The following is a 12,487-nucleotide window of genomic DNA, read 5'->3' on the forward strand; positions in this document are numbered from 1 at the left end:
ATCTATTGTATTCCTTCAGAAGTCATTACGACGCGTTTCATTGTTCCATCTTTATTGTAAAATAATTTATCCACGCAAACCGATCTTCTGAAACTTCCTCCATGTGGTTGCGATGCACCGTTGTGATAGATGAAATACGATTGTCCTTTAAAATCAATTATTGCTTGGTGATTCGTGTTACTGTTTCCAGCTAATTCGTTCAAAATTCCTTTAAATTCCCATGGACCCGTAATTGACTTGCTCATGGCATAAGCGATTTTCTCTGGAAATTCGTAAGCGTATGACAAATAATACCAATCTTTATGTTTGTGAATCCAAGGTGCTTCGGTGTAATGTGGCAGATCGATATGATGAATTTCTCCATCAATTTCAGTCATATTTTCTTTTAGTTTGGCATAATGACAAGAGGTATTTCCCCAAAACAAATACGCTTGTCCGTCATTATCGATATAAACCGTTGGATCGATATCATCCCAGCTTATATCGGTAAATTTGGTCATATCATTTGTAATCAAAGCTTTTCCTAAAGCATCTTTAAAAGGCCCGATTGGACTGTCTGAAACCGCAACACCAATTGCTTTTCCAGGAATTGTTCCGTGTTCAACTGTTACAAACCAATAAAATTTTCCATTTCTCTCAATTACCTGCGAAGCCCAAGCATCACTTTTTGCCCATTTAAAATCGGTTACTTTTAAAGGCACGGGATGCGATTCCCATTTTTTCATATCCGATGAAGAATAAACCACCCATTCGTTCATCTTATAAAAATTAAAATCATTTGGTGCCTCGTCGTGACCTGCATACAAATACACTTTATCCTTATAAACCAATGCCGCAGGATCGCCTGTGTATTGATCTTTTATAATTGGATTGTTCAATTTTAATGGCGCAGTCTGACTTGTTGCCGTATTGCAGGACAGAATTAAGCATAAAATGGAAAGGCTTGTAAATATGTTTTTCATTAGATTTTATTTGGCAAAAGCCCTTCCTAAACAAGAAAGGGCTTATTGATTTTTTAATTTACTTTTTTACCCCAAACAGGCAATCCTGAAGCGGTATATCCAGAATAACTCAAGGTCACTTTTCTGGTTGATAATTCCCAATCCCAAGCATCAGAAACATTGCATTTTACGCCATTAACTGTCAAGACTTTTTTAGTGCTGTCGTATGACCAAGTTCCTGTCGCGTCTCCGCTTACTTTTTTGTCGGCAGTCAAATAAATTGTTCCTGCTTTCTGCATGGTTTTGTATTGGTAATTCAGTGTGATTTGTTCCCAAGTTCCAATAAAACTTGCCTCGGTAATTGTCGTTGCTGGAACTCCTGCGTAGCGCTCAGCCTCAACAACTGGCCATCCGTCTTCTGTCCATTGAATGGCACGAACATGTCCCATCATAACCGCATTTGAAACTGCAATTCCTGCAACACCTTCAGGCAAACGCGCCTGAGAAGCATAGTACCATTGTTTTGTATCTGGATTTTGGAAAACAGCGCAATGCGAGAATCCAACCCAGCCCGTATGATTTTTAAATTGATATGGATGCGTTACCATTGGATAACATTCTGCACCATTTGTAATACTACTTCCGCTGATGGTTAAATAAGGCCCTAAAATGCTTTTTGAACGTGCGACACGTGTATTGTACGCAACAGACAATTCATCATAAGCCAAAAACAAATAGTAATATTGTGTGTCTGGATTGTAAATGATTTCTGGTCCTTCAAGTGCTTGCCAACGGTTTGTACTGATGTTTCCGCGACCTGCAATTCGAGTTCCGTAATCGTCGATGGTTTTTAATTGATATGGTTTTCCTGTTGCAGGATCTAGTTTTAAAGCTGCAATTCCGGTATGCCAAGAACCATAAATTAAATATTGATCGCCTTCGGGAGTTTGAATAAAACTCGGATCGATGGCATTGAATTTAAAATAAGCATCCCAATCGTTTGCTCCATTTCGAACATAACTTTTTACGCCATCAGGTTCAGAACAAACTACCATCCCTTTGTCTACCCAATTATTTGAAGCCAAATCATCTGTTTCGGCCAAACCAATAAAAGCGCGTTCTGACCAAGAAGTATTGGTGTCTGTTCCTGTAATTGGGTTGGTAACCACAATGCTGTAATACATTCTGAATTTGTTTCCAACTTTACGAACGCAAGGCGCCCAATAACCGTAACTCGGATTTGTAATTGGAGGAAGAGCCGGATTCATTCTTGCTCTTTTATTGTTCAAAGAATCCTTAACCCAAGCCGGAGCTGTAGTCATAGATGATCCCATGAATTCCCAATTGATTAAATCTTTTGATCTTCTGTAAAAGAAATGCCCGTTTCCATCGTGCGCATTTCCATATGAAGCATCGGTTTGGTACATATAATAATATTCTCCCGATTTTTCAACAGTTGGGTCGTGAACGTTAGCCAAATTCCATTGTGTTCTGTTTCCCCAAGATGAGATCGAAGTGTAATTATCTGCGTATGTTGGCCCCGGAAAAGCAGGTGTTGTCACAACGGGCGGTACCGGGTCTGGATCAGGAGTTACAGGGGCATCTGGACTATCGCTTGAACAGCCAATCACCAATAACGCTCCTAAAAATGCTCCTATAAAAGAACCCATTTTTAGAATGGAATTCGATTTTTTCATGTTTTATCTTTTTATTTTCCTTCTAAAACAACAACTGAGAAAGGAGGAATTGTGATTTCAAGTTTTCCTTTTTTGTTTTCGAAACCTTTAAAAACTGTTGGAACAATTTTGTTTGGCGTATCGAATGAATTGTAATCTTGTAATTTAGCTGATGTGATAACTGTTCCTGTGAAATTTTTAACTCCAAGATCGTTTACATCAATTTCAATTTTGTTTTTGTTTTTAGCATCAACATTTACTAAAGAAATATGGACTGCACCGCTTTTATCTTTTGAAGCTGAAACTGATACAGCAGGAAGCGTTTCTCCATTAAATGTGTATAATGGCGATTGGAAACTTACAGGCAATAATTTTGCATCTTGGTGTACGCTGTACATTTTCATTACATGATACGTCGGCGTTGTAATCATTTTTGCTTTGTCTGTTAAAATAACTGCTTGCAAAACATTTACACATTGTGCTAAGTTTGCCATACGAACACGGTCTGCATGGTTGTTGAAAATATTCAGCGTTGCTCCAGCCAAAACTGCGTCTCTCATTGTATTTTGCTGATATAAAAATCCTGGATTTGTTCCTTTTTCAACTTCATACCATCCACCCCATTCATCAACAATCATGGCTACTTTTTTCTGTGGATCATATTTATCCATAATAGCAGCATGTTTTGTAACCAATTCTTCCATTTTCAAAGCCGATTTCATCGTTTTGAAATAACCTTCTTCAGTAAAATCTCTGTCATCGCCTTTTTTAGCCCATTCAATTACAGCGTAATGATGAACTCCAAGACCGCCCAACATATTGATTGGAATGTTTTTCATTAAGACTTCTGTCCAATTGTAATCAGCGCTGTTTGAACCAGATGCAATACGAGTAAGTCCGCCTGTATTTTCCCAGTCTGACATGAACGTTGCAAATTTGCGGTATTCACCTGCGTAGTATTCAGCAGTCATATTTCCTCCACAACCCCAAGCTTCATTTCCAATTCCCCAGAATTTAACTTTCCAAGGTTCTTTTCTTCCATTTTTTTGACGCAAGTCGCTCATTGGACTTTTGCCTCCAAAATTGGTGTACTGAACCCAGTCAGCTAATTCCTGAACTGTTCCGCTTCCAACATTTCCAGACAAATACGGTTCAGCCCCAAGAAGCTCACACATATTCAGGAAATCGTGTGTTCCAAAACTGTTATCTTCTGTAACGCCACCCCACCATTTGTTTACAATTGTTGGTCTTTGTTCTTTTGGTCCAATTCCGTCTTTCCAATGGTACGTATCGGCAAAACAACCTCCCGGCCATCTTAAATTCGGAATTTTTAAATCTTTTAAAGCAGTAATAATGTCGTTTCTAACTCCGTTTGTGTTTGGTATTTTTGAAGTATCTCCAACAAAAAATCCGCCGTAGATACAGCGTCCTAAGTGTTCAGCAAAATGTCCGTAAATGTTTTTGTTGATCACTGGAGCATCAGCATTATTTTTTATGGTTACAACTGTGGTTTGATTTTGGGCAAAACTAACCTGATTACAAAGGGTAATAAGAAATGTGATTAAAAGTGCTTTTTTCATAATGTTTTATAAGTTTATAAAGAGGAAAGTTTTGAGGCTTTCCTCTAAATATTAAAATTAATAAGAAAGTGTAGGCCATCCTGATGACCATGTAAAATATACAATTTCTAGTTTTGGATTTCCGCTATCGGCTCCGTCATAATAATGAACAGACCCTTTTTGGGTTCCGGTAATTCTTGATAAATGTCCTGGACCAATATAATTTCCTTGAGTTGCCAAAACCGTTGTACCGCCACCGCTTTTTAAAGATACCCCGTTTTTGTCCACAAAAGGACCAAAAGGACTTGTTGAACGACCTACAACAATATAATAAGTACTATTTACGCCGTTACAGCAAGTACCTCTGTTTACAAATAGATAGTAATAACTTCCTTCTTTTATCAAACAAGGCGCTTCCCAAGATGCGCTGTTTCCTCCTGCAACAATGGTTTTGCTTCCTGTTGTTTTTCCTGTTGAAGGATTAATTTGGATGACTCCAATACCAGCATGCCAAGAACCATAAGCCATGTAAACATTGCTTCCGTCAACTAAAATTGAAGGATCGATTGCATTTACATCTGACGCCGTTGAAGAAGAAACTACAACTCCTCTATCTGTCCAGGTTGTTCCTGCGCTTTGAGAAATTGCTGGTGTAGTTACCAATCCAATGGCAGAAGTCGCTGATCCAAAAGTCGAACAAGAATAATACATGTTCCAACGATTGTTAAACCACGCAACATCTGGCGCCCAAAATGTTTTTGTAAAACCCGGTACATATCCTGCAATCCAACTTGGCGTTGAAGAAAACACTGATGTTCCCCAAGTCCAGCTTGTCAAATTTGTTGAATAGGTCATTGGAATATTATCTCCTGTTGTGAAAACATAATAATTCACACCGCTTTTTACTATTGTGCTTGGATCATGCGAAGGAACATTTCCGCTGACCGTTTTTGCTGTTAAATTTTTTACCTGAGAATTTTGAGTTTCTACTGTTGCAGATGCCTCATCATTCGAAGGGATTATAGTATCTTCATTTTGACAACTTCCTAATAATAATGCTAATAAAACCAAACTTGCTATTGTTTTCATTTGTAATAATTTTAGTAAATGTTAATAATTTAATCTCTCTATAATCTCATTCTCTTTTAAAGAGAATATCACATGGCAGATTTTTTTCAACCTGCCATATGATATTAGGTATTCTAACTAATTCAAAATAAATATTAATAACTGTCGTTTTGTTTTGTACCTGGATTGTTATCCATTTCCAACTGCGGAATTGGGAAATATTCTCTTCCTGCCGCGTATGAATTGAACTCTGCATCTCTTGTTTTCAGCCAAGCCAATTTAGTAGCGTCTTGCAACCATCCCCAACGGCGAATGTCGTCAAAACGGTGTCCTTCAAGAGGGAATTCTAAGAATCTTTCGTGACCAATCTGATCTCTCATTTGTGCTTGAGTCAATCCTGGTTTTGCAGTTGCTAAATCAGGCAAATTCACTCTGTTTCTTACCATTTGAATATAAGTGTAAGCTCCTGGAGTATCTCCTGTTTCGTTTAAACATTCTGCATACATTAAAAGAATATCTGCATATCTTAATAAACGCTCATTGATTCCTGATCTCCAATCGTATTCATCAGCAAACTGGCCATCTGAATTTTGGTATTTTCTGCAGAAAATATCATTTAAATCTGCTGGGCTTGTTGCATAAAAAGTGGCAAAATCTTTACCGTATAATTGCATTCCGCCTGGTTTGTTGTAAAAAATCGTCGCATCTAAACGAGGATCAACAGCTCCTGTTTTTGTTTTTTCTTGTTGATATTCATTAAATAATGCCCATGAAGGTTGAACGTCTGTCCATCCAAATGCTCTTGGTGCATATGTAATAGCACGTGCCGATGTTTTCCCCCAACCTGAAGCTGGTGCACCGCCCCATCCTAAATCTACTCCACCAGCATCTCTACTGAATTGTACTTCAAAAAGAGACTCAGAATTGTTTTCATTTGCTGTTGTAAAGTTGTCGCGATAGTTTGAAACTAAAGAGTAAACTCCTAAGTCAATTACTTGCTTGAACGTTGTTTTTGCATTGGCAAAATCTTTAGTAAACAAATATGCTTTTCCTAAGTATCCAAGAGCTGCACCTTTTGTAGCACGCCCTTTTTGACCTTTATCTAAACCTGTTACAGCATCATAACTAGTTGGCAATAATTCAGCAGCCGCTTTAAAGTCAGCGATAACTTGCGCCCATCCTTCTTCCTGAGTTTTTTGTGGCGTGTAAAGTTTAATTTCTGTTGGCAACGGAACATTTTTAAACATGTTTACCGCGTGGAAGAAATATAAACCTCTTAAAAAATAAGCCTGACCTAAAATTCTTTTTTTAAGTTCCGCATCCTCAAATTGTATTTCTGGAACATTTGTCAAAACTTGGTTTGCACGATAAATTCCTTGATAATAGGTTTCAAAAGCCCAGCCATAAATTGCAGGATCTGTTGGGTTTGAGTTGAAACGACCTACATTGTACATCGCTCCCCAAGGGCTGTTACTGCGAGTATCGTCACCTTTTAAATCCAAAAGCAGTGGCGTGCTTCTCATATAAGTTCCATCTGTAAGCAAACTTCCATAAGCGGCATTTACTCCTTCGATTGCATCTTGATCTGTTTTCCAAAATGAACCTGCAGTTTCAACGTTAGGATCCACTTGGTTCAAGTCTTCATTATCAACGCAGCTTGTAGTTACAAGCGCTAATGAAAAGAAAACTGTTATATAATTAAATACTTTATATTTCATTTTAATTCGTTTTTAATTGGTTAGGATAGATTAAAAAGTTACTTCAACACCCATAGAAATTGTTCTTGGGTTTGGGAATGATCCAGCATCATATCCTCTAGAAAATAATCCGTCATTGTAATTAAAATCTGGATCGTAACCTCTGTATTTGCTGATGATCCATAAGTTTTGACCATTTACATATACTTTCGCTCTTTGAATAAACAAATCCTTTGGCATTGGAATTGAATATCCAATTTCCAATGTCTGCAATTTGATATAATCACCGCTTTCGATAAATCTGTCAGAATCTCTTGCGTTTCCGTTTGGATCTCCAATAATTGGACGAGGAACGTTTGTATTTGTATTTGTTGGAGTCCAGTAGTTTAATGCATCAACACTATGATTTCCATATTGCTCTGTCATTAAATTACGATACAATCCGTTGAATACTTTGTTTCCTCCTGAACCTTGCCAGAACATAGAGAAATCCCAATTTTTATAATTTGCACCAAAATTGATTCCGTAGCTGTATTTTGGAATTGAAACTCCCATAAACTTTCTATCCGCATCTGTTATCTGGCCGTCACCATTTAAATCAGCGAATTTAAGATCTCCAACACCTGCATTTGTTTGAGTTGGTGATGAAGCTAAATCTGCTGCATTTTGGAAAATTCCAGCAACTTGATATGTATAAAGTTCTCCGATAGATCTTCCCACTTCTGTTTTTGAAGCAGCTCCGTAAATTGGATTTCCGTCAAGACCAATTTGTAAAACCTTATTTTTCAAGGTTCCTAAGTTTGCCGAAATATTGTATTTAAATTCGTGGTGATTGTTGTTGTACGTTGCTGTAAATTCGAAACCGCTATTTTTAACAGCACCTGCATTTGTTGTAATACTTGCTGGGAATGCTCCAGTTGAATATGGCAATGGAACTCCAATCAATAAATCTGTTGATTTTTTTTGATAGTACTCAGCAGTAATTTGCAAATCATTATCTAAGAATCCAAGCTCAACTGCAACGTTAGATGTAGCTGTTTTTTCCCAGTGAACATTCGGGTCAATAGCACTAACTACTGTTGTTCCAGGAGCTAAAGCATTATTGAAATCATATCCAGCAAAAGCATTGATCGTTGGTGAATAAGCATAAACTCCAAGTGTATTGTTTCCTAATTCTCCATAACCTCCTCTTAATTTGATTGTGTTAAACCAATCTGGTAGGTGGATGAATTTTTCGTTGCTTAATTTCCAAGCTCCTGAGAAAGAATAGAAATTTGCTGTATTGTTATCTTCACTGAAAAGTGATGTTTTATCTTGTCTGAAGTTTCCTGTAACAAAATAACGATCATCATAAGAATAGTTCAAACGGCTTAAGTATGAAATATTTGTAAGCGTGTTTTTGTATTCACCAGCGCTTGTAGCATCAGCATATTGAATTTGGCTGATTTCACCTGGAGTATATCCAACACCTCTTGACCAATGTCTATAATAATCATTTCTTTCTTGGATCCATCCAGCTAAAGCGTCGATTTTGTGTTTGTTCAAAGTAATTTCGTAAGTCAATAAGTTGTTTACGAATGTTCTTTGTTGGTTTCCGTTGTCAACATCTAAAGAAGCCTCATCATTTGTAGTAATATAGTACCATCCTAAATCACTTGGCGGAATGAATTTTCTGTTTTGAAAATCTAATCTATCGTAGCTTAAATCTAATTTATATTTCAAGCCTTTGATAATTTCAAGTTCTCCCCAAATGTCTCCAATGAAACGGCTTCTTTGTCCATTATTTGTAATCAAGTTATTGTACCCGATTACGTTCATCGAAATCGCTCTCTGAGTTAAGTTGTCAGTTCCACCGTATCCTCCAAGTCTGTTTGGATCATAAACCGGCATTGTTGGAACAGCTCCTAATAAATCCACAATTGCAGATTCTCCTCCATTATATTCATTAAAGTTTTCTTTACCAGATTTTGTATATCCAATTTTTGAACCGTATTTGAATTTTCCTTTTTTACCATATAAATTCAAGTTCATAGAATATCTTTCATAATCTTGAGGCGAATTCAAATAACTTGTATTCTTGAAATAATCAGTATTTAAGTTATAGCCTAAAGTTTCAGCTCCTCCACTAAAAGTAAGCGAGTGATTTTGAACAAGACCTGTCTTAAAAGCTTCTTTTTGCCAATTTGTATCTACATTTTTAATGTAAGAAGGGCTGTTTGGATCATTTCCAGGCGCAATTCCTAATCCAGCATTTAATTCCGCCGCCGATGTGATTTTTTGATAACCCACACGATCTGTTACATCCCAAGTTTTAGCTACATTTTGAAAACCTACAAGTGACTTGTATTTAATGTCCAGTTTGCCGCTTTTTCCTTTTTTAGTTGTAATAATTACAACCCCGTTTGCTCCTTGAACTCCATAAATAGCCGCTGCAGATGCATCTTTTAAAACCTGCATCGACTCAATATCTCCTGGAGCAAAATCATTAGGGCTAGCCACAATCATACCGTCGATAACAAAAAGAGGGTTGTTGTTTGTGAACGAGTTGATCCCTCTAATTTTCACATTTACAAATCCTCCTGGCTCTCCAGATGATTGTACAGTTACACCCGCAACTTGTCCTTGAAGCATTTTAGCTGGATCGTAAGTTACTGTTTTCTTAGCAGCTTCCATATCAACTACACCAATAGAACCAGTAAGATCTCCTTTCTTTTGTGTACCGTATCCTACAACAACTACTTCATTAAGTTTATTTGTATCCTCTCCTAATTCAAGGTCAATTTTTGATTGATTTCCTATTGTGATTTCTTTATTCTGAAATCCTATAAATGAAAAAACTAAAACATCATTTGGAGATGCTTTAATTGAATACTCTCCATCAAAACCGGTGGTGGTAACAGTCTTGGTTCCTTTTATCATAATATTAACACCCGGCAAAGGCAGTTTGTCCTGAGCCGAGGTAACAACTCCGCTAATCGTTTTGCCTTGAGCCGACATTTGATTAACAGAGAAAAGCAGCATTACTAATGCTAAAATCCATTCTTTTTTTGGCAACAAAAAGTTGCAATAAAAAAATAATCGTTGGTTTGTTATCATATTGTTTAATTAAGTTGGTTAGTGTAATAATTATAAGTGTTAATTTTACATTTGTAAATTTAACTAAAAAAAAACCTCAAAAACAAATTAATATCATAAAAAAAACGCTGAAAAAAAATATATATCATAAATTAAGTGTAAAATATACATTAATAAATCAGTGTTTTTTTCAAAAAAAAGGTCTTTTTTGAAAGTTATTTGTGTAAAATATACACTTTTTATCAAAAAGCTTCTTTTTAAGCAAAAAAATGGCTTTTGAAAAAAATTTATAAATAGGCTGTTTTAGAATAATTTGAAGGTTAAGAAAAATTTAATTTGTAAATAAAATCTTGTTTATGAGATCGCTTTTTTTATATGAAATTGCCTTTATTTCAAAAAAAAGAGTTTATTTTTTTTCGAAAACGTTTGAAAATGACAAAACAATCGTCAGATTTAAGATTCGCCTCCATTTTTTTAACTTCTTTTTTTGATAATTTTTTGCTTTAAGTGTAAAATCTACATTAATAAATTATGAAACGTATTAGGAAGTTTATATATTTACCATCAAAATATTGATTTTATGCTAAACAGTTATAGCTCTGCCGATAAAGTATTATTAGCAGTAGATTGTATCATTTTTGGTTTCGACAATGAAGGATTGAAAATACTTTTAATCAAAAGGGACTTTGAGCCAGAAAAAGGCAAATGGTCGTTGATTGGAGGATTTTTAAAACGTGACGAAGTACTGGACAATGCCGCGATTAGAATTTTAAATACATATACAGGTTTAAACGACATTTACATGGAGCAGCTTTATGCCTACTCTGAAATTGATCGTGACCCTGTCGAAAGAACGATTTCAGTTTCTTATTATGCTTTGATTAACATCGAAAACCATAATGCAGAACTGATCAAAAATTACCACGCACAGTGGTTTAGCGTAACCGACGCTCCAAATTTGATTTTTGACCACAATGAAATGGTAGAACACGCCATCAGAAGGTTGCGCTACAGAACTTCGATTAAACCAATCGGATTCGAATTGCTTCCTGAAAAATTCACTATGCGTCAATTATTAGAATTGTATGAAGCCATTTTGAGCAAAGAATTGGACAAGAGAAATTTTATCAGCAAAATCAATTCGTTGGAAATCTTGAACAAACTGGACGAAAAAGATATGGGATCTTCTCGAAAAGGTTCTTATCTGTATACTTTCAACAAAGAGAAATATGAAGAAAAATTACTCAACGATTTTGTTCTGAATCTTTAATGATTGGCCCACGGATTTTGCGGATAAAAACGGATTTACACTGATTATTTTTAAATCCAAATCTGTAAATCGCTATAAAAAACAAAGCCTTGAAAAAATTATTTTCAGGGTTTTTTATTTGATAAAACTTCAAAAATCTCTCGCAGATCCAGCAGATTTAAGGGATTTTTTTTCTGCTAAATCCGCTAAACAAATCAATCTGTAGCAATCCGTTTGATCCGCGTCATCAGCGTGCCTTAAAAAAAAACAAAACCCTGAAAGCCACAAACTTTCAGGGTTTTTACTTCAATAAAACTACTATTAAAAAACTAAACAAATTTTTCTTTTTAAATGGCCCACGGATTATACGGATGAAACAGGTTTTCACTGGTTTTTTATATTAAAAACAACTCGTGATATAAGTTAAGTCTCTCGCAGATTTAGCAGATTCAAGGGATTTTTTTCTGCAAAATCTGCCGAATCTGCGGGAGCTTTTTTTTACAAAACAAATCATCGGTGTGAATCCGTTTTATCAGTAAAATCTGTGGGCAAAAAATTTAGCTATTCCCTTTTTGGTAATCTGCTAAAAATTGTGCTAAACCAATATCAGTCAACGGATGTTTCAACAAACCTTCAATCGCGCTTAATGGTCCCGTAATAACATCAGATCCGATTTTTGCACAATTGATAATGTGCATTACATTTCGAACTGAAGCTGCAAGAATCTGAGTTTCAAATCCGAAGTTGTCATAAATCAATCTGATTTCTTCAATAAGATTCATTCCGTCAGTCGAAACGTCATCCAAACGCCCGATAAACGGAGAAACATAAGTTGCTCCAGCTTTTGCCGCCAATAAAGCTTGACCAGATGAAAACACCAAAGTACAATTGGTTCTAATTCCTTTACTCGAAAAATATTTGATTGCTTTTACACCATCTTTTATCATCGGAATTTTAACCACGATCTGAGGATGCAATGCCGCTAATTTTTCACCTTCTGCAATCATTCCTTCAAAATCTGTCGAAATTACCTCAGCACTTACATCACCATCTACCAATTCGCAGATTTTCACATAATGATCTAAAATATTCTGAGCTCCTGTAATTCCTTCTTTTGCCATCAATGACGGATTTGTGGTTACACCATCTAAAACCCCTAAATCATTGGCTTCTTTAATATCTTTTAAATTTGCTGTGTCTATAAAAAATTTCATTTTGACTT

At 36.0% G+C, this 12,487-nt stretch carries 8 protein-coding genes; 1 reads left to right on the plus strand and 7 read right to left on the minus strand.

Translation table 11 applies throughout. From position 1 onward, the window contains the following. Window positions 1-2 precede the first annotated feature (2 nt). The 6 genes from AAYQ19_RS11625 to AAYQ19_RS11650 form a co-directional block, all read right to left on the minus strand. On the minus strand, window positions 3-962 hold the full coding sequence (locus AAYQ19_RS11625; RefSeq protein ID WP_343536445.1) for a glycoside hydrolase family 43 protein: 960 nt from the start codon (window positions 960-962) through the stop codon (window positions 3-5). A 53-nt stretch (window positions 963-1,015) separates the two neighbouring features. Further along, window positions 1,016-2,638 (minus strand): arabinan endo-1,5-alpha-L-arabinosidase, encoded by a 1,623-nt coding sequence (locus tag AAYQ19_RS11630; protein ID WP_343536446.1) that lies wholly within the window; start codon window positions 2,636-2,638, stop codon window positions 1,016-1,018. Window positions 2,639-2,649: 11 nt separating this feature from the next. Further along, window positions 2,650-4,197, minus strand: a complete 1,548-nt coding sequence (locus AAYQ19_RS11635; protein WP_343536447.1) for an alpha-N-arabinofuranosidase — start codon at window positions 4,195-4,197, stop codon at window positions 2,650-2,652. Between the two features lie 57 nt (window positions 4,198-4,254). Next, window positions 4,255-5,265, minus strand: coding sequence for an arabinan endo-1,5-alpha-L-arabinosidase (locus tag AAYQ19_RS11640; RefSeq protein ID WP_343536448.1), 1,011 nt, complete (start codon window positions 5,263-5,265; stop codon window positions 4,255-4,257). Between the two features lie 134 nt (window positions 5,266-5,399). Then, window positions 5,400-6,962, minus strand: a complete 1,563-nt coding sequence (locus AAYQ19_RS11645) for a RagB/SusD family nutrient uptake outer membrane protein (protein WP_343536449.1) — start codon at window positions 6,960-6,962, stop codon at window positions 5,400-5,402. Between the two features lie 30 nt (window positions 6,963-6,992). Continuing rightward, on the minus strand, window positions 6,993-10,037 hold the full coding sequence (locus AAYQ19_RS11650; RefSeq protein WP_343536451.1) for a SusC/RagA family TonB-linked outer membrane protein: 3,045 nt from the start codon (window positions 10,035-10,037) through the stop codon (window positions 6,993-6,995). Between the two features lie 559 nt (window positions 10,038-10,596). Here AAYQ19_RS11650 and AAYQ19_RS11655 point away from each other — a divergent pair. Then, a complete protein-coding gene (locus tag AAYQ19_RS11655) occupies window positions 10,597-11,286 on the plus strand; it encodes an NUDIX hydrolase (protein ID WP_343536452.1) in 690 nt (229 codons plus the stop codon). Between the two features lie 536 nt (window positions 11,287-11,822). On the opposite strand, the gene fsa is transcribed toward AAYQ19_RS11655, so the two are convergent. Further along, window positions 11,823-12,479, minus strand: coding sequence for a fructose-6-phosphate aldolase (gene fsa, locus AAYQ19_RS11660; RefSeq protein WP_343536453.1), 657 nt, complete (start codon window positions 12,477-12,479; stop codon window positions 11,823-11,825). Window positions 12,480-12,487 lie beyond the last annotated feature (8 nt).

It is taken from the genome of Flavobacterium mesophilum (genome assembly GCF_039581405.1).
GTDB lineage: Bacteria > Bacteroidota > Bacteroidia > Flavobacteriales > Flavobacteriaceae > Flavobacterium.

What these genes read in the sequence shown, in the direction of transcription:
- AAYQ19_RS11625 (WP_343536445.1), bottom strand. Translation starts at nt 962, where the DNA reads ATGAAAAACATATTTACAAGCCTTTCCATTTTATGCTTAATTCTGTCC.
- AAYQ19_RS11630 (WP_343536446.1), bottom strand. Translation starts at nt 2,638, where the DNA reads ATGAAAAAATCGAATTCCATTCTAAAAATGGGTTCTTTTATAGGAGCA.
- AAYQ19_RS11635 (WP_343536447.1), bottom strand. Translation starts at nt 4,197, where the DNA reads ATGAAAAAAGCACTTTTAATCACATTTCTTATTACCCTTTGTAATCAG.
- AAYQ19_RS11640 (WP_343536448.1), bottom strand. Translation starts at nt 5,265, where the DNA reads ATGAAAACAATAGCAAGTTTGGTTTTATTAGCATTATTATTAGGAAGT.
- AAYQ19_RS11645 (WP_343536449.1), bottom strand. Translation starts at nt 6,962, where the DNA reads ATGAAATATAAAGTATTTAATTATATAACAGTTTTCTTTTCATTAGCG.
- AAYQ19_RS11650 (WP_343536451.1), bottom strand. Translation starts at nt 10,037, where the DNA reads ATGATAACAAACCAACGATTATTTTTTTATTGCAACTTTTTGTTGCCA.
- AAYQ19_RS11655 (WP_343536452.1), top strand. Translation starts at nt 10,597, where the DNA reads ATGCTAAACAGTTATAGCTCTGCCGATAAAGTATTATTAGCAGTAGAT.
- fsa (WP_343536453.1), bottom strand. Translation starts at nt 12,479, where the DNA reads ATGAAATTTTTTATAGACACAGCAAATTTAAAAGATATTAAAGAAGCC.